The 16296-nt window shown below is 74.0% G+C and carries 16 protein-coding genes; 5 read left to right on the forward strand and 11 right to left on the reverse strand.

Features of this window, described 5'->3' with window-relative positions; all coding sequences use genetic code 11:
* From IE330_RS11525 to IE330_RS11560, 8 genes are all read right to left on the reverse strand, one after another.
* On the reverse strand, window positions 1–1425 hold a 1425-nt coding region (locus IE330_RS11525), incomplete at its 3' end, for a condensation domain-containing protein (RefSeq protein ID WP_308438998.1).
* Between the two features lie 154 nt (window positions 1426–1579).
* Window positions 1580–2365 (reverse strand): ABC transporter ATP-binding protein, encoded by a 786-nt coding sequence (locus tag IE330_RS11530; protein WP_190135833.1) that lies wholly within the window; start codon window positions 2363–2365, stop codon window positions 1580–1582.
* Window positions 2362–3351 carry a FecCD family ABC transporter permease gene (locus IE330_RS11535; RefSeq protein WP_190135883.1) on the reverse strand — a complete coding sequence of 330 codons (990 nt, stop codon included), beginning with the start codon at window positions 3349–3351 and terminating at the stop codon, window positions 2362–2364. Before IE330_RS11535 ends, IE330_RS11530 begins: the two co-directional genes overlap by 4 nt.
* A gap of 230 nt (window positions 3352–3581) precedes the next feature.
* The gene (locus tag IE330_RS11540; RefSeq protein ID WP_190135834.1) at window positions 3582–4604 is read right to left on the reverse strand and encodes a FecCD family ABC transporter permease; all 1023 of its coding nucleotides are present in this window, start codon (window positions 4602–4604) and stop codon (window positions 3582–3584) included.
* Window positions 4601–5596 carry an ABC transporter substrate-binding protein gene (locus IE330_RS11545; protein WP_190135835.1) on the reverse strand — a complete coding sequence of 332 codons (996 nt, stop codon included), beginning with the start codon at window positions 5594–5596 and terminating at the stop codon, window positions 4601–4603. Before IE330_RS11545 ends, IE330_RS11540 begins: the two co-directional genes overlap by 4 nt.
* Before the next feature lie 160 nt (window positions 5597–5756).
* Window positions 5757–6605, reverse strand: a complete 849-nt coding sequence (locus tag IE330_RS11550) for a siderophore-interacting protein (protein ID WP_190135836.1) — start codon at window positions 6603–6605, stop codon at window positions 5757–5759.
* The gene (locus IE330_RS11555) at window positions 6602–6841 is read right to left on the reverse strand and encodes a phosphopantetheine-binding protein (RefSeq protein WP_190135837.1); all 240 of its coding nucleotides are present in this window, start codon (window positions 6839–6841) and stop codon (window positions 6602–6604) included. Before IE330_RS11555 ends, IE330_RS11550 begins: the two co-directional genes overlap by 4 nt.
* Before the next feature lie 442 nt (window positions 6842–7283).
* The gene (locus tag IE330_RS11560; RefSeq protein WP_190135838.1) at window positions 7284–8084 is read right to left on the reverse strand and encodes an ANTAR domain-containing protein; all 801 of its coding nucleotides are present in this window, start codon (window positions 8082–8084) and stop codon (window positions 7284–7286) included.
* A gap of 125 nt (window positions 8085–8209) precedes the next feature.
* On the opposite strand from IE330_RS11560, the gene IE330_RS11565 reads away from it, so the two are divergent.
* Window positions 8210–8560 carry a helix-turn-helix transcriptional regulator gene (locus IE330_RS11565; protein WP_190135839.1) on the forward strand — a complete coding sequence of 117 codons (351 nt, stop codon included), beginning with the start codon at window positions 8210–8212 and terminating at the stop codon, window positions 8558–8560.
* Window positions 8561–8659: 99 nt separating this feature from the next.
* Here the strand turns inward: IE330_RS11565 and IE330_RS11570 are convergent, their stop codons facing one another.
* From IE330_RS11570 to IE330_RS11580, 3 genes are all read right to left on the reverse strand, one after another.
* Window positions 8660–9631 carry an ion transporter gene (locus IE330_RS11570; RefSeq protein ID WP_190135840.1) on the reverse strand — a complete coding sequence of 324 codons (972 nt, stop codon included), beginning with the start codon at window positions 9629–9631 and terminating at the stop codon, window positions 8660–8662.
* A gap of 160 nt (window positions 9632–9791) precedes the next feature.
* Window positions 9792–11423 (reverse strand): serine/threonine-protein kinase, encoded by a 1632-nt coding sequence (locus tag IE330_RS11575; protein WP_190135841.1) that lies wholly within the window; start codon window positions 11421–11423, stop codon window positions 9792–9794.
* A 536-nt stretch (window positions 11424–11959) separates the two neighbouring features.
* Window positions 11960–12355, reverse strand: a complete 396-nt coding sequence (locus tag IE330_RS11580; RefSeq protein ID WP_190135842.1) for an ATP-binding protein — start codon at window positions 12353–12355, stop codon at window positions 11960–11962.
* A gap of 389 nt (window positions 12356–12744) precedes the next feature.
* On the opposite strand from IE330_RS11580, the gene IE330_RS11585 reads away from it, so the two are divergent.
* The 4 genes from IE330_RS11585 (at window position 12745) to paaK (ending at window position 16293) form a co-directional block, all read left to right on the forward strand.
* Window positions 12745–13620 (forward strand): Sco1979 family transcriptional regulator, encoded by an 876-nt coding sequence (locus tag IE330_RS11585; RefSeq protein ID WP_190135843.1) that lies wholly within the window; start codon window positions 12745–12747, stop codon window positions 13618–13620.
* Window positions 13621–13644: 24 nt separating this feature from the next.
* The gene (locus IE330_RS11590) at window positions 13645–13857 is read left to right on the forward strand and encodes a DUF397 domain-containing protein (RefSeq protein WP_190135884.1); all 213 of its coding nucleotides are present in this window, start codon (window positions 13645–13647) and stop codon (window positions 13855–13857) included.
* Between the two features lie 106 nt (window positions 13858–13963).
* Window positions 13964–14809, forward strand: a complete 846-nt coding sequence (locus IE330_RS11595) for an SAM-dependent methyltransferase (RefSeq protein ID WP_190135844.1) — start codon at window positions 13964–13966, stop codon at window positions 14807–14809.
* A gap of 182 nt (window positions 14810–14991) precedes the next feature.
* Window positions 14992–16293: a phenylacetate--CoA ligase PaaK gene (gene paaK, locus IE330_RS11600; protein WP_190135845.1), complete on the forward strand. Its 1302-nt coding sequence runs from the start codon at window positions 14992–14994 to the stop codon at window positions 16291–16293.
* Window positions 16294–16296 lie beyond the last annotated feature (3 nt).

A 16296-nucleotide genomic window follows, 5' to 3' on the forward strand; every position in this document is an offset into this window, starting at 1 on the left:
GGTCAGCCGGTCGGCGCCGCACACCAGGGCGGTGCGGTCCGGGCCGGCCGCGGCCATGGCGGCGAAGGCGGTGGGCACGTCCGGCGGGGTGCCGGGCACGGCGGGCGGCGCCCAGTCGGCGAGGACCCGATCCACGTCGGCGGTCAGGGGCGCCCGGCCCACGGGGAGGCCGTCGGTGAGGCCGGACAGCAGGGCGCGGAGCCCGGCCAGCTTGCTGTCGACCATGGCCTGGTCGTTGGTGCGGCCGTCGACCTCGAAGCCGAGCAGCAGCCCGCCGTCGCGGGTGGGCAGGACGCTCAGTCCCATGTCCTCGGGAGGGCCGCCCGCGACGTTGCGCAGCACGCCGGTGGCCCCGGCGAAGTCGATGGCCAGGTCGAACGCCTTGAGGTTGATGCCGCGGCCGTGCAGGAGCGCGCCCGCGCCGGGCACGCCGAGGTCGCGGGGCAGGTCCTCGCCGCGGTAGCGCTGGTGGTCGCGCATCTCCTTCATGGCGGCGGCGACCCGGCGGCCGAGCGCGCCGAACCCGTCGTCGGCGCGTACGGCCACCCGCAGCGGCAGCACGTTGACGGCCATGGCGGGGGTGCGCAGCTCGGTCGAGCCGGTGCGGCACATCAGCGGCAGCGCGAACACCACGTCGGTGCGGCCGAGGACGCGGTGCAGGAACGCGGCGTACCCGGCGATGAGCGCCTCGCCCCAGGTGATGCCCTCGCGGTCGGCGAAGGCGCGCAGCCGGGCGGTCTCCTCGGGGGTGAGGGCGGCGCGGGCGGTCAGGGTGCGCTCCGGCGGCCCCGCGGCGGTGTCGGTCTCGCCCAGGTCGGGCAGCGGGGTGAACCGCTCGACCCAGTACGCGCGGTCCTCGGCGAACCGCTCGCTGTCGCGGTAGGCCCGGTCGGCGGCGACGAGGTCGGCGAAGGCGCCGAACGTCGCCTTCGGCGGCTCGGTCCCGCGGACCAGGGCGGTGTAGCGGGCGGCGGTGCGGCGGGCGAGCATGGCGGCGGTGTAGCCGTCGAAGACCAGGTGGTGGCCGAGCTGGGTGTACCAGACATCGCGGTCGGAGAGCTTGATGACGGTCCGGGCGTACAGCGGCCGGTCGACCATGCCGCGGCAGGCCTCGGCGGCGCGCGCCCGCTCGGCGGTGACGAGCGCCTCCGCCGCGGCGGCGGGGTCGGCCTCGCCGCTGACGTCGACCACCCGGGGCGGCTCGACGGGGTCGTCGGCGACGCGCTGGCGCGGCCCGTCCGGGGTCTCGTACACCCGCAGGCGCAGCGTCTCGGCCTCCTCGGTGGTCGCCCGCACCGCCTCCACCAGCGCGTCGACGTCGACCGGTTCGGCGCCGGATATCTCCACCACGTCGCCGACCAGGTAGTACGGCGAGTCCGGCTCCAGGCGCTGCGCGTTCCAGATGCCCTCCTGGGCGCTGGTCAGCGGGAGCGACCCGGCCGCGGCGGCCGCACCGGCGGCATCAGCGGCACCGGCGGTACCGGCGGCACCCGCCGGTACGGGCTGCCCCTCCGGCGACGCGTCGGCGGCACCGGACGGTCCCGGCAGCCCCTCCGAGGACGCGCTTGTGGTGTTCAACTCACTCTCCTTGCAGTGTGGGGACGACCATCGGCGTATCCGTCACCGGGTCGGGGACGATGACGCTCGGCAGGTCGAACACGTCCTTGATCAGCGCGGCGTCGACGATGTCCGTGGGGTCGCCCTCGGCGACCACCCGGCCGTCCCTCATGGCGATCAGGTGGTCGGCGAAGCGGCAGGCCTGGTTGATGTCGTGCAGGACGGCGATGACCGTGCGGCCCTCGTCGCGCAGCCGGGCCAGCAGGCCGAGCAACTGGTACTGGTGGGTGATGTCCAGGAAGGACGTCGGCTCGTCGAGCAGCAGGCAGGGGGTCTGCTGGGCGAGCACCATCGCCATCCACACCCGCTGCCGCTGGCCACCGGACAGCTCCCGCACGGGCCGGTCGGCGAGGTCGGCGACGCCGGCGGCGGCCATCGCCGTGGTGACGGCCTCCTCGTCGTGCGGCGACCACAGGGCCAGCAGCGACTGGTGGGGGAAGCGCCCCCGGCCCACGAGCTGGCGGACCTTGATGTCGTCGGGGGCCAGCGGGTCCTGGGGCAGGAAGCCGAGCTGCTTGGCGAGCTGCTTGGGCGGGTAGGAGCCGACCTCGCGGTCGTCGAACTCCACGCGCCCGCTCTCGGGCTTCAGCAGCCGGACGAGGGCGCGCAGCAGCGTCGACTTGCCGCAGGCGTTGGGCCCGACGACGGCGGTGAACCTGCCGTCGGGGACGTCGAGGCTCAGCCGGGTGGAGACCACCCGGTCTCCGTAGCGCAGGGTGAGGTCCCGCGCGGTCAGGCGTGCGGTCACGCGCGCCTCACCTCCTTGGTCAGCAGCCAGATCAGGTAACAGCCGCCGATCGCGGTGCTCACCACGCCGACGGGCAGCGCGACGGGCGCGAGCAGCATCTGGGCGAGCAGGTCGGCGCCTTGGAGCAGCACCGCACCGGTGAGCGCGGCCGGGAGCAGCGGCACTCCGGCCGCGCCCGCGAGCCGGCGGCCGATCTGCGGGGCGGCCAGGGCGATGAACGCGATCGGTCCGGCGACGGCGGTCACCGTGGCCGTGCAGCCGACGCCGACCAGGACCATCAGGAGGCGCAGCCGGTCGAGCCCGACCCCGGTGGCCGCCGCGACCGCGTCGCCCAGGGACGCCTGGTGCATGGCGTGCGCCTGGGTGGCCATCAGGGCGAACAGCACCGCGATCACCGTGAACGGGATGCCGAGGTCGTCCCAGCCGACGCCGTTGAGCGAGCCCGCGCTCCAGCCGACGGCGGCGATGGCCACCTCCAGTTCGGCGCGGAGCACGATCCACGAGTTGAGCGCGGTCACCATCGCGTTGATCGCGATGCCGATCACCACCAGGCGCAGCCCGGAGAACCCCCGGTCGTACGCGAGCAGGTAGATGGCGGCGGCGACGGCGAGGCCGCCGAGCACCGAGCCCACGGCGAGTTGGGCGGACGTGCCCGACAGGACGGTGAGGGCGACCAGGGCGCCGGTGTAGGCGCCCGCGTCGAGGCCGATGACGTCGGGGCTGCCCATCGGGTTGCGGGTGAGGTTCTGGAAGAGCGCCCCGGCCACGCCGAGGGCGGCGCCGAAGACGAGTCCGGCGAGCACCCGCGGCATCCGCCAGTCCCAGATCACCACCGAGGGCTCGGCGCCGGTGAGGACGTCGAACACCTCGCGCGGCGTGGCCCAGGACGCGCCGTAGCAGAGCCCGAGCAGGCCGAGGGCGAGGATCAGGGGGACCAGCGCGGCGACGAGCAGCAGGGTGCGGCGTTCGACGCGCAGCCCGCGCAGGGTGACGGCGCTGCCGCGCAAGGCGGGGGCGGCGGCTTCGGCGGTGACCGTGGCCGTGTTCGGAGTGGTGGCCGTGCCCGGTGTGGTGGCCGTGCCCGGAGTGGTGGCCGTACCCGGTGTGGTGGCCGTACCCGGTGTGGTGGCCGTACCCGGTGTCGTGTTGGTGTCCTGTGTGTTGTTGGTCTGCGGTGTGGCGTTGGTGCCCTGTGGGGTGTTGGTGTCCTGTGTGGTCACAGCGCCCCCGCCCCGTGGCGGCGTACCGCCCAGATCAGCATGGGGCCGCCGAGGAACGCGGTCACGATGGCCACCGGCACCTCGCCGGTGGGCAGCAGCACCCGCGACCCCATGTCGGCGATCAGCAGCAGGACGGGGCCGAGCACCATCGAGTAGAGGATCAGCCACGGCACCGAGCCCGCCGCGGGCCTGCGGACCAGGTGCGGCACCATCAGGCCGACGAACAGGATCGGCCCGGCCACCGCGGTGGCCGCCCCGCTGAGCACGGTGATGAGGACGAGCGCGGCACCCCGCACCCGGCCCACGCCCGCGCCCAGGCTGTGGGCCACGTTCTCGCCCAGCGCCAGGGCGTTGAGCGCCCGGCTCAGCAGCAGCGCGCCGGCCAGGGAGACCGCGATCGCCGTCAACGGCAGGGCCAGCGGCGCCTGTTCGCGGGCCGCGAGCGAGCCGACCGACCAGAACCGGTACGCGTCGAACACGTCCGGGAGCATCATCCGCATGCCGAGCGCGACGCCGTTGAGCACCGCGGTCAGGGCCACGCCGGTGAGCACCAGGCGCAGCGGGGAGCGGCGCCCGACCGCGGCGACCAGGAGCGCCGCGAGCACCGAGCCGACGAGCGCGCAGCCGAGCTGGCCCGTCTGCCCGGCGGCCAGGCCGACGCCGGAGCCGAGGGTGATGGCGAACCCGGCGCCCGCGGTGACGCCGAGGATGCCCGGTTCGGCCAGCGGGTTGCGGGCCAGTGTCTGGATGAGCGCGCCCGCCACCGCCAGGGCGGCGCCCACGGCGACGGCGAGGAGCGCGCGGGGCGCCCGGACGTCCCGCACGATGACGTGGTCGTCGGTGCCCTGGAAGTGCAGCAGCGCGCGCACGACCTCGGCGGGCGGGATCGGGCGGGCCCCGACGCCGATGCTGACCACGGCGACGGCCGCGAGGAGCACCAGGCCGCCGGCGAGCAGGCCGGCGCGCGGCACGGCCCGCCGGGTTCCCGCCGCCTCGGCCGTGCGGCTCCCGGCGGTCACCGCTTCAACAGCGGCGCGAACGACGTGTCGATCGCGTCCAGCGTCTGCATGGCCTGCCCGTAGGTCGCGGCCTCGGTGTAGCGGATGGGGAAGGTCTTCTTCGCCTTGACGGCGGGCAGGTTCTTCCACAACTTGGAGTCCATGACGTACTTCACGGACGGCGGCACGCTGCCGTCGGCGTTGACGGTGTACGTGATGGCGTCGGCCTCGCGCAGGGAGGCGGGCAGCTCCTCGATCGAGGGGTACTCGCTGACGGCGCGGGAGCCGGGGCCGGGCTTCTTGACCTTGCCGTAGTACGTCGCGCCGACGTCCTCGGCGATGTTGGTGCCCCAGGAGCGGCCGAACTCGCGCTGGAAGGTGCCCTTGGCGACCTCGCCGTACGCGCCGAGGTGGCCGAACTCGATCCCGGACAGCGCCTTCTCGTACTTCTTGGCGAGCCCGGCGGCCTTGGCGTCGTACTTCTCCTTGACCGTGTCGAACGTCTTCAGGGAACCGGCGGCGTCGGCCTGCTTGCGGGAGAGGTCGCGCCACGCGGACGGCACGGTCGGGCCGATCGCCACGACGGGGGCGATGGACTCCAGGCGCTTGACGTCGATGTCGCCGAGCACCGGCGCGGGCACGCCGATGACGATGAGGTCCGGCTCGGCCTCGGCGACCGCCTCGTAGTTGGTCTCCGACGCCGCCTCGCCCGCCACCTTGGGCAGCTTCTTGTACGTGGCCAGGTCCTTCTTGCTCATCATCGGCTCGCCGCGCTTCCACGACGAGATGCCGACGAGCGGGGCCTCGGCCTCGATCATGGCGGGCACGGCGTAGCCGGTGGCTACCACGCGCTTCGGGTCGGCGGGGATCTTGATCTTGCCGTTGTCGGCGGCGAACACCCGGGTCCCGCCCTTCCCCGAGTCCGCCTTGTCGCCGTCCGACGATCCGCACCCGGTCACGGCCAGGGCGAGGGCCACGGCGCCGACGAGAGCCGACGATCTGCGCAGGGACATGTGATGCTCCATGATGCTGGTTGCTGGGGGTGGTTGATGCAGGTTCGCGTTCGCCGGCCGACGGCTCGGCGGCCGCCGTACGGGGCAGGCCGCTGCACGGTGTCAGCCGCTGCCCGGTCGGCCGCTGTACGGGGCGGCCGCTGTACGCGATCGGCCGCTGTCAGTGGTCGTCGTCGAAGTCGGCGACGCCGCGCTTCCAGTAGCCGGTGATGTCGTAGTCGGCCTTGTCCAGGCGGAGTTCGTCGCGGACCCACCGGCGCAGCGGCTTGAGCCGGCCCGCCTCACCTGCGGCCCACACGTACAGCCGCTCGCCCTCGGGCACCGTCACCGCGGTCACGGCGTCCGCCAGGGCGTCGCCGGTGCCGGCCGGGCGGTCACCGCGGTGCAACCAGCGCACCTCGACACCGCCGGGCGCGGACAGCTCGATCTCCTCCGCGGCGTCGGCGACTTCGACGAACGCCCAGCCACGGGCGGTACGGGGCAGCTCCTCAAGCCAGCGGGCGATCGCGGGCAGCGCCGTGAGGTCGCCGGCCAGCAGGTAGCGGTCGTAGGCGTGCGGCACGACGAGGCCGCCGGGCGGCCCGGCGACGTGGACGACGGCGCCCGGTGCGACCGCGCGCGCCCAGTCGGAGGCGAGGCCGCCGTCGTGCAGGGCGAAGTCGATGTCGATCTCGGCCGCGGCCGGGTCGTAGCGGCGCACGGTGTACTCGCGGGACGTGGGCGCGGGGCGCGGCCAGCGCAGCATCGTCCCGTCCTGCTCGGGCAGCCGCAGCGAGCCGTCCGGCTCGGGGAAGAGCAGCTTCACGTGCTCGTCCGGCGCGTGGGCCTCGAACCCCTGGGCGCCGGGCCCGCCCAGGGTCACCCGCAGCAGACCGCCGCCGACCATGGCGGTGCGGACGACCTCGGTCCGCCGGACGCGGATCGGGTAGCCCACCTTCTCGGCGTGGCGGCCCGCCCGGACCTCCGCGATCCGCTCCAGGTGCCGGTGCCTGTGGTCTTCCCGCGTCATGCGGCGCCGCCCGTCAACAGGGCTGTCCAGTGTGCCAGTTCGGGCCGCTCGGCCAGGTCGGGGAACTCCACGGCGGCGGCCCCGGCGGCGCGCCAGCGCTCGATCAGCGTCATGATCCGTACGGAGTCCAGGCCGAGGTCGATCAGGTTCTCCTCGGGCTCGATCTCGGACGGGTCGCAGTCGAGGAGTTCCGCGACGTCGGCGCGTATCCGTTCGGGCGAGAGGGTCTGGTTCATCGGGTTGGCTCCTGCGGGGATCGGCGCCGGGCGCGCGGCGGGCACGGCGGCGGCGGTGGTCACGACGCCCCGGCGCGGGGCGTGCCGGGACGCGGCGCGCCGTGCGCGCGCCTCGGCGTGGCGTGCGGATAGGGGGTGCACCCGGCGTACCGGCCGCTTGGCTAGGTAAGGCTAACCTAACTAATGACGGGGTCGCCGTGCAAGCGATCTTCAGGCCAGATGGCCGCGCACGGCGGGTGGGGCAGGGGTCGAACCTCCGCCGGGCCGCGACGTGACGTCACGTCAGGAAATGACCCGCAGCCCAGGCTGGGGCCCGGATTCCGCCCGCCTGCTCAGGTGGCGACCGGCGCGCCTAGGGACCCAGGCCTGGATCGCGGGGCGCAGGACTGGATCGCGGGTCGGGGGACTGGATCGCGGGTCGGGGCCGCGGTATCAGACTCCCCTACGTCGCCGAGGAGGAGCGGGCCGCGCTCGTCTTGACGACGGCGGCCACGAGTTGCTGGTGCACCGCCTCGGGCAGGGCCTCCCCCCGCACGGTGCCGACCAGGTCGCCCGCAAGGCGGTGCAGCTTCGTGTTGGTGTTCTGCGACGCGGCGACCAGGACGTCCCAGGCCGCCTCCGGACTGAGCCCGAAGGAGGACATCAGGATGCCGCGGGCCAGGTCGATGGTCGGCCGGGTCCGCATGGCGCGCCGCAACTGGGCCACCACCACCCGCAACTCCTCGTCGGAGTCCTCGCGCACGCCGCCCTCGCGCGCCGCGGGCGGGAACGGCTCGCCCCCCGGGTCCCCGTCCTCCGGGCCCGGCGGCGCGAACAGCGGGCGGGTGCCGGTCAGGTCGAGCAGTCGGTCGACCGCCCGGCTGCCGGTGCGGACGGCGACGGTCTTGCCCTGCCGCACGGCTTCCTGACGCAGGCTCAGCAGAAGGTTGAGCCCGGAGCAGTCGCAGAAGTCCACTCCGCCCAGGTCCAGGTCCACGCCGTCGGCCGAGCCCTTGAGGGCGCGGAACAGGCCGACCCGGAGCCGCTGGGCGGCGTCGAGGTCGAGCTCCCCCGCCAGGGGCACGCGCGCGCGGGCATCACGCGGCAGGGCGCCACGCAGGGCCCCCTCGCGCGGCAGGAAGTCATACGGCGCGGCGTCGCCGAGCCCTTCCGGCAGGGGCGCCCGAGGAGCATTGCCGAGCCCGCCGCCGCTCTTCCCCGTCTCCCCCGTGGGGCCGCGTTCAGCGTGCGTGGGCTTCGGCATGGCTGCTCCCTCTCGTCCGCCTACCGCGGTTCCAGGCCGCCTTCCCCCTTTCACACACGTCAACCAATACAGGAAACACAGTACGTGTTTTGGAAAGCGCGTATGCCACGTCCTAGAGTTGGCACATGGATGGAGTGCCCGAGCCCTACACCGGATGGACGTTCCTCACCAACCACGCCCGGGTGCTGGCAGCCATCGCGGACAACCGCACCGCCCGCATCCGCGACATCGCCGCGCACTGCCGACTCACCGAGCGTGCCGTACAGAAGATCATCGCCGACCTGGAGCGGGACGGCTATCTGTCCCACACCCGGGAGGGCCGCACCAACAGGTACCGGGTCGACCGGGGCAAGGTGCTGCGACACCCGGCCGAATCCGGCCTCGCGGTGGCCTCCCTGCTCTCCCTGCTCGTCCAGGACGAGGCCCACCGCGCCACGCCCCCGGAGGCCGAGGACCGCCGCCGCGCCCGGGCGTGACCCCGCTCCGGCGCGGCCGCGCCCGGGCCGCCCGGACGCGCGGTGCCGCAGCCGCCCGTCGGCCCCGCGCACGTGACGCCGCGTCACCTGGGGTGGCGGTCAGCGGCGCGCCCCCGGCAGCCGCGCAAGGCTCTCCTCCAGCTCGTCCAACGCCCGGCGCGCGGTGGCGATCCGGGCGCGCAGCTCGTGCTCGGCTCCGTCCGGCGCACCCGGTTCCGGCGCCGCCGCTTCCGTCTCCGCCTCCGCCCGAGGGCCCACGCCGGATTGCGCGCCCGCGCCGGCGCGAGGGTCCGCGCCCGCTCGCCGTCGCGCGTCCTCGTCGTACCGCTCCTCCATGGTGCGCGCCTCGTCGAGCGAGGTGATCACCACCCCGATCAGTACGTTGACCAGGACGAAGGACGCGATCAGCACATACGAGGCGTAGTAGACGATGCTCCAGCGCGAGATCTCCAGGCCCGCCCGGACCGCGTCGCCGAGCCCGTCGAGGGTCATCAGGAGGAACAGCGTCAGCACGGCCCGGCCGATGGAGCCGAAGTGCCCGGGGTCGTGGGCGGCGAAGAAGACCCAGCCGACCATCGCGTACACGTACAGCACGAGTGCGCCCACGAGCAGGAAGCTCACCGTGCCTGGCAGGCTGCGGCCCACCGCGACCAGCACGATGCGCAGTTGGGGCAGGAAGCGGGCGGTGCGCAGCACGCGCGCCAGGCGCAGCAGCCGCAGCACGGTGGTGTTCTCCCGCGCGAACGGCAGGAAGGCGCACAGGACCACGGCCAGGTCGAAGACGTTCCACGGGTCGCGGAAGAAGGCGCGGGGCCGGTCGGCGTACGCCCCGAGGCGCAGCAGCACCTCGCCGGTGAAGAGCACCAGGAACCCGTGCTCGACGAGCTTGAGCTCCCCCTGCCAGCGGTGCACGACGCCGGTGTACGTCTCCACGCCCAGCACCGCCGCGTTGGCGAGGATGAGGGCGAAGACCGTGAGGCCGAACCAGCGGGCCTCGGTGAGGGCGCGGCAGCGCGCTGCCACCGCCCGTCTGCCGCCGCTGCCCGGGCGTGTCGTCCCGTCGTGCCTCATCGGGTATCGCACTGCCCCTCACCGGAATGCCGTATGCCCATGACCGGAAGTTGATCTTACGATCAGCGCGTCCGGGCATACGGCCGGGGCGGCCGGGGCTCGTGGGGCGGCCGGGGCCCCTGGAGCAGCCGGGGCGCCGCCCCGGCCCGTCGGACAGGGCCTAAGGCTTCCGCCAGATCGTCATGTCCGCCGTCAGGAAGCTGAACCCGCCGCGCGGCAGCGCCGTCGACTTCACCTGCACCACGAGCAGCGCGATGTCCCCCGAGCGGTGCTTGACGCAGATCTCGCTGCCGGCGGCCACCCCGGCCAGCGGCAGCCTGCGGCTGTCGGCGCCGTCGAGCGCGATCCGGCAGGCTTCGAGGTCGGCGCCGGGCTTGCCGTACAGCATGGTGATCACGCTGGTGCGGCTGTCCAGGTAGCAGTTGTCCCCCTCGCAGCCGAAGCGGATGTCCCCCTTGTGATTCTTGCGCTCGACCGGCTCCGCGAAGCTCACGGACTTCTTCGCGTCCAGCCACACCTGGGGGTACGGGAGGGGCCGCGGCTTCCCGGAGTCCCGCGTGGACCGGTCAGGCCCGCCCGACCCGTGGGCCCCATCCTCCTGTTCGCGCTCGGTTGCCGCTGTCGGCGCCGCCTCGCCCGCGGCCCCCGTACCACCGGACGCCGGATCAGAGGCGCCGGTCCCGGCGGTCGGGGAAGTGGCCGCGCGGCGCTCGCGGGACCCGTCCGCCTCCATGACGCGCCAGGTCAAGCCGCCGAGGACCAGCAGCCCGGCCGTCACGGCCGCGGTCGCGACGAGCCCGGTACGCCGTCGGCGCGCCCGGCCCCCGTCCGGGCCCACGGGCGCGGGCCGGGTGGGCCACAGCGCCGTGGGCGCCGCGGGGGGCTCGGGGAGCGGTCCCGGAACGGCGACCTCCGGGCCCATGACGTCCCGCCAGACGGCCGGTCCGGCGCCCGCGTCGGCGTCGCGCCCCAGCTCCTGGCGGCACCACGCGACGATCTCCGCCGGGGTGGCCCGCTCCGTGGGGGCGGCGGCGAGGCACCGGGTGATCAACGGCCGCAGCGGCGCGGGCAGCCGGGACAGGTCGGGCGCGTCGTGCACGATCCGGTACAGCACGCCGACCGCGGAGCCCTCCCCGTACAGCGGCTCGCCGAGCGCGGCGAAGGCCGCCGTCTGCCCCAGCGCGAAGACGTCCGTCGCCGCCGTGACCTCGCCCCCGGAGGCCTGCTCGGGCGCCATGAACTGGGGCGTGCCGACGGCGGAGCCCGTGGCGGTGTACGAGCTGAACTCGGCGGCCAGCGAGATGCCGAAGTCGATGACGCGCGGCCCGTCGGCGGCGAGCAGCACGTTCGACGGCTTGAGGTCCCGGTGCACGATGCCCGCGCCGTGGACGGCCTCCAGCGCCTCGGCCACCCCCGCCATCAGCCACAGCACCGCGGGCACCGGCAGCGGCCCGCGCCGCGCCACCGCCTGGGCCAGGGAGGGGCCGGGCACGTAGAGGGTGGTCAGCCACGGCGGCGTGCCGTCCGCGTCGGCGTCGACCAGCTCGGCGGTGTAGGCGCCCCGCACCCGCCTGGCCGCCTCGACCTCCCGGCGGAACCGCCGCCGGAAGCCCGGGTCGTCGGCCAGCTCCGGCCGCACCACCTTGATGGCCACCGGCCTGCCGCCCCGCGTGTGCGACAGGTACACCCGTCCCATGCCGCCGGCACCGATCCGGGCGGCGAGGCGGTAACCGGCCACGACGGGCGGATCGTCCGCCTGCAACGGCCGGAACGCGTCTGTCGCCTCGTGCATCGTTCCCCTCCCCCGGCCGCCTCGCTCCGGGAGGCGACCGACGTCAGCACCCTAAGCGGGCGCCGACCGGCACCTTTCGGAGGGGGCCCTCGGGCGGCGCCCCGCCGACGACAGCGGCAGCCGTCCCCCGCTCCCGCTTCCCGCGGTGACCGGCGCGGCCGCGCCCCACACGACGTCCCGCACCGCTCCGGCCCACACCACGTCCTGGCCGCCCCGGCCCCACACGACGTCCCGCGTGGCCCGGCGCCGGACGAGGTCGCGCACGGCCCTGGCCCCCACCACGTCGCGTCCGCCGTCGGCGCGCTCCGGCGCGGGCAGGCGCCCGGACCCGCCACCACGCGGCGTTCGTCGTCACGCGGTCACCGTCACGCGGTCACCGGCGCGCGCCCCGGCCCTCGGCGCCCCGGCCCCCGTGGCGTACGGCGCCCGTCTCCCCCAGCCGGTGTCCGGCGGCTCGGCGCCGGGGACCTCCCCCGAGGCCGGCGCCGCGTCGCCCCACCGCTCGCCCCCGCCGCGCTCGACGTGTCCCGAGGAGTTCAGGGCCCTGTCTCCGGTGCGGTCAGCGGGAGTTCCGCCCAGACGACGTGGCCGGAGCCGTCGTGGGCGGGCGTCACGCCCCAGTCGAGGGCCAGCGCGGCGACCAGGGCGAGGCCGCGGCCGCTCTCGCGGGCGGGGTCCGGTGCGCGGCGGACGGGGACCGTCCGGCCGCGGGCCTGGTCCTCGACCTCGATCCGGAGCCGGTGGCCGGTCACGCGCACGCGGCACAGGACCTGGTCGCCGAAGGCGTGCGCGACCGCGTTGGTGACGAGTTCGGAGACCACGAGCGTCGCGTCGTCGCCCACCTCGGGGTCGATGCCCCACGCGGCCGTCGTGTCCCGTACGTGCCCGCGGGCCGCGCGCACCGACGCGGGGACGGCCGGTAAACGGAACACGGTGGCCCGGTGCCCGGACAGGGCTCCGCGCAGAAGATCCGAAGGCGTGGGGTGGGTGGGGGAAACCACGTGGGTCGCCTTTCGTCTGCCGTCACCACACCGCCGGTGCCGGTCATGCACCGCGGCTCACGGCGCGTCACGGCCACGGCCCTTCCAGGGGCCCGTACCCGGCCATGACGGTCTGTCAACTCCGTGCCGTCGGCCAGCCGTTCGTCACGATCACCGTGCGCCCACTGTGACACCTGTGAAGAGCGCACTGCAACAGCCCAGTTGAAAATTTCAACTCGACAGGCGCATGCTGCTCTCAACAGACGATGATCGTGACAGACTGCGATCGAGGCAGGCCCCGGTGCGGGCGTGAACGTGGTACGGGTGCGGGGAGGCGGGGCGTGACAGCGGACACCGCGTGGGGCGGGGCTCCCTCGGTCCTGCGCATGATCCTCGGCAAACAGCTCGAGGAGCTGCGCACGCGTGCGGGCCTGACGTACGAGCAGGCGGGCGAGGCGATCGGCGTCAGCCACTCGACCATCCGCCGCCTGGAGGCCGCCAAGGTGGCCCGCCTGCGCCTGCCCGACGTCGAGAAGCTGCTGCGCACGTACGGCGTCACGGACCAGCACGAGATCGACACCTTCCTGCAGTCGGCGCGCGAGGCGAACAAGCGCGGCTGGTGGCACACGTACCGTGACGTGATGCCGGACTGGTTCGCGGCGTATCTGAGCCTGGAGCAGGCGGCGCACCAGATCCGGGCGTACGAGGCGCAGTTCGTGCACGGCCTGCTGCAGACGGAGGACTACGCCCGCGCCCTGCTCACCGCAGGGAACCCGCACGCACCGGCCGACGCCACGGAGCGCCGGGTCGCCCTGCGCATGGAGCGCCAGGAGCTGTTGAGCCGCGCCTCTCCCCCGCACCTGTGGGTGGTGATGGACGAGACCGTCCTGCGCTGGCCGGTGGGCGGGCCCGCCGTGATGCGGGCCCAGATCGACCATCTGATCGCCGTCACCTCGCTGCCCCATGTGACCGTGCAGATCATGCCGTTCAGGAACGGTCCGCATCCGGCCATGCGGGCCGGGGCGTTCCACATCTTCCGGTTCCGCGCCCCCGAGCTGCCGGACATCGTCTACCTCAACGGCCTGGTCGGGGCCGTCTATCTGGACAAGGGCGACGACGTCGTGGTCTACCGCGAGGCGCTGGACCGGCTGGGCGCCCAGGCGGCGCCCGTCAGGAAGACCGAGGCGCTGCTCGGCGCGATTCGCAAGGAGCTGTGAGTGGACCACCCGATACGCAACGGCATGCCGTCCCGGGACCTCGGCGCCCGCGGCTGGCGCAAGCCGTGGAGCGACGACGCGGGCGGCGCCTGCGTCGAGGCGAAGAAGCTGCGTGACGGGCGGATCGCGCTGCGCCAGTCGACCGATCCCGGCGGCCCCGCGCTGATCCTCACCCGGGGCGAGATGGCCCGTTTCCTCGCGGGCGTGAAGGCGGGGGACGCGGACTTCCTCTGTTAGCCACGGCCCCGGGCCGCGGGGCCCGGGGCCCGACCGTTCCGCGCACGGCGCGGCCGTGACCGGAGCGGTCCACCGAAACGCAAGCCACGACCTGACAGGAGGAGCCGTGTCCCACGACGACGGCTGGCCGGCCGACCGGATCGACACCGAGAACGCGCACTCCGCGCGCATCTACGACTACATCCTCGGCGGCAAGGACTACTACCCGGCGGACAAGGAGGCCGGGGACGCGATGGCGCAGGAGTGGCCCGCGCTGCCGATCCACATGCGGGCCAACCGCGACTTCATGAACCGTGCCGTCCGGTACCTCGCGCAGGAGGCGGGGATACGCCAGTTCCTGGACATCGGCACCGGCATCCCGACGTCGCCGAACCTGCACGAGATCGCCCAGGCGGTCGCCCCCGACTCGCGGGTCGTCTACGTGGACAACGACCCCATCGTCCTCACCCTGTCCCAGGGCCTGCTCGCCAGCACGCCGCAGGGCATGACCTCGTACATCGAGGCCGACATGCTCGACCCGGACACCATCCTGGGCGCCCCGGAGCTGCGGGAGACCCTCGACCTGGGCAAGCCGGTCGCCCTCACCGTCATCGCAATCGTGCACTTCCTCCTCGACGAGCACGACGCGCCCGGCATCGTCAGCCGGCTCCTGGAGCCGCTGCCGTCGGGCAGCTACCTGGCGATGTCGATCGGCACCGCCGACTTCGCGCCGGACGAGGTGGCGCGGGTGGCGCGTGAGTACGCGGCCCGGGACATGCCCATGCGGCTGCGCACCCACGCCGAGGCGGGACGGTTCTTCGAGGGCCTCGACCTGGTCGAGCCCGGGATCGTCCAGGTCCACAAGTGGCGCCCGGACGCCACGGGGAGTGGAATGGCGCAGAACACCACGGACAGCGCGGACATCAAGGATTCGGACATCGCCATGTACGGCGCGGTCGCCCGCAAACCGTAGGGTCCGGCCCGTCGTGGCCCGCCCGGAAACCATAGGGTCCGGCCCGTCGTGAGGGGGCCGTGGCTGCGGCCACGGCACCTGGTACGAGACCCTTGCCACAAGCCATGAAACATTGAATCACTGACCCGGACACAAGATCGGCCGATTGCTCGGCCGCCCGGCTCGGACGGGGGGTATCGCCCATGGCGCGTACACCGGCACTCCTGGACGCCGCGGAGCGGCTCGGTCGGGAGGAACTCGCAGCGCTGCAGCTCGAGCGCCTCCAGGACACGTTGCTGCACGCGTACGAGAACGTTCCCTTCTACCGCGCCGCGTTCGACGCGACGGGGCTCGGCCCCGACGACTGCCATACGCTCGCCGACCTGGCCCGCTTCCCGTTCACGACGAAGGCGGACCTGCGGGCCAACTACCCCTTCGGGATGTTCGCCGTGGAGCAGTCGGAGCTGCGGCGGCTGCACGCCTCCAGCGGCACCACCGGACGCCCCACCGTCGTCGGCTACACCGAGCAGGACCTGTCGATGTGGGCGGACGTCGTCGCCCGCTCGATCCGCGCGGCGGGCGGACGGCCCGGGCACAAGGTCCACGTCGCGTACGGGTACGGCCTGTTCACGGGCGGGCTCGGCGCGCACTACGGCGCGGAGCGGCTCGGCTGCACGGTGATCCCCGCCTCCGGTGGCATGACCGCGCGCCAGGTGCAGCTCATCCTGGACCTGCGCCCCGAGATCATCATGGTGACGCCCTCGTACATGCTGACGCTCCTGGAGGAGTTCGAGCGGCAGGGCATCGATCCGCGCACCACCTCGCTCCAGGTGGGGATCTTCGGCGCGGAGCCGTGGACGGAGGAGATGCGGCACGAGATCGAGGAGCGGTTCGCGATCGACGCCGTCGACATCTACGGCCTCTCCGAGGTGATCGGCCCCGGCGTCGCGCAGGAGTGCGTGGAGACCAAGGACGGCCTGCACATCTGGGAGGACCACTTCTACCCCGAGGTGGTGGACCCCGTCACCGGGGAGGTGCTGCCCGACGGCGAGCTCGGCGAGCTGGTCCTGACCTCCCTCACCAAGGAGGCCATGCCCGTCATCCGGTACCGCACCCGGGACCTGACGCGGCTGCTGCCCGGTACGGCCCGGGTCTTCCGCCGCATGGAGAAGGTCACGGGCCGCTGCGACGACATGGTGATCGTGCGCGGGGTGAACCTCTTCCCCACGCAGATCGAGGAGATCGTCCTGCGCACCCCGGGCCTGGCCCCGCACTTCCAGCTCCGGCTCACCCGCCAGGGGCGCATGGACGCCCTCACGGTGCGCGTCGAGTCCCGCCCGGACACGCCGCCGGGCCGCCGCGTCACCGCAGCCCGGGAGATCGAGTGCGCGGTGAAGGACAGCATCGGCGTCTCCGTCACGGCCGAGGTCGTGGCGCCGGAGACGCTGGAGCGGTCCGTCGGCAAGATCAAGCGCATCGTGGACCTGCGGAACGACCCGGCCTGATCT

It is taken from the genome of Streptomyces longispororuber, from assembly GCF_014656095.1.
In the GTDB taxonomy this organism is placed as follows: Bacteria; Actinomycetota; Actinomycetes; order Streptomycetales; family Streptomycetaceae; genus Streptomyces; species Streptomyces longispororuber.

Bases quoted from the DNA above. Each gene is read 5' to 3' on its own strand.
- IE330_RS11590 (WP_190135884.1), top strand. From the start codon at position 13,645: ATGCCGTCCCGGGACCTCGGCGCCCGCGGCTGGCGCAAGCCGTGGAGC.
- IE330_RS11560 (WP_190135838.1), bottom strand. From the start codon at position 8,084: ATGCCGAAGCCCACGCACGCTGAACGCGGCCCCACGGGGGAGACGGGG.
- IE330_RS11565 (WP_190135839.1), top strand. From the start codon at position 8,210: ATGGATGGAGTGCCCGAGCCCTACACCGGATGGACGTTCCTCACCAAC.
- IE330_RS11575 (WP_190135841.1), bottom strand. From the start codon at position 11,423: ATGCACGAGGCGACAGACGCGTTCCGGCCGTTGCAGGCGGACGATCCG.
- IE330_RS11555 (WP_190135837.1), bottom strand. From the start codon at position 6,841: ATGAACCAGACCCTCTCGCCCGAACGGATACGCGCCGACGTCGCGGAA.
- IE330_RS11570 (WP_190135840.1), bottom strand. From the start codon at position 9,631: ATGAGGCACGACGGGACGACACGCCCGGGCAGCGGCGGCAGACGGGCG.
- IE330_RS11550 (WP_190135836.1), bottom strand. From the start codon at position 6,605: ATGACGCGGGAAGACCACAGGCACCGGCACCTGGAGCGGATCGCGGAG.
- IE330_RS11545 (WP_190135835.1), bottom strand. From the start codon at position 5,596: ATGTCCCTGCGCAGATCGTCGGCTCTCGTCGGCGCCGTGGCCCTCGCC.
- paaK (WP_190135845.1), top strand. From the start codon at position 14,992: ATGGCGCGTACACCGGCACTCCTGGACGCCGCGGAGCGGCTCGGTCGG.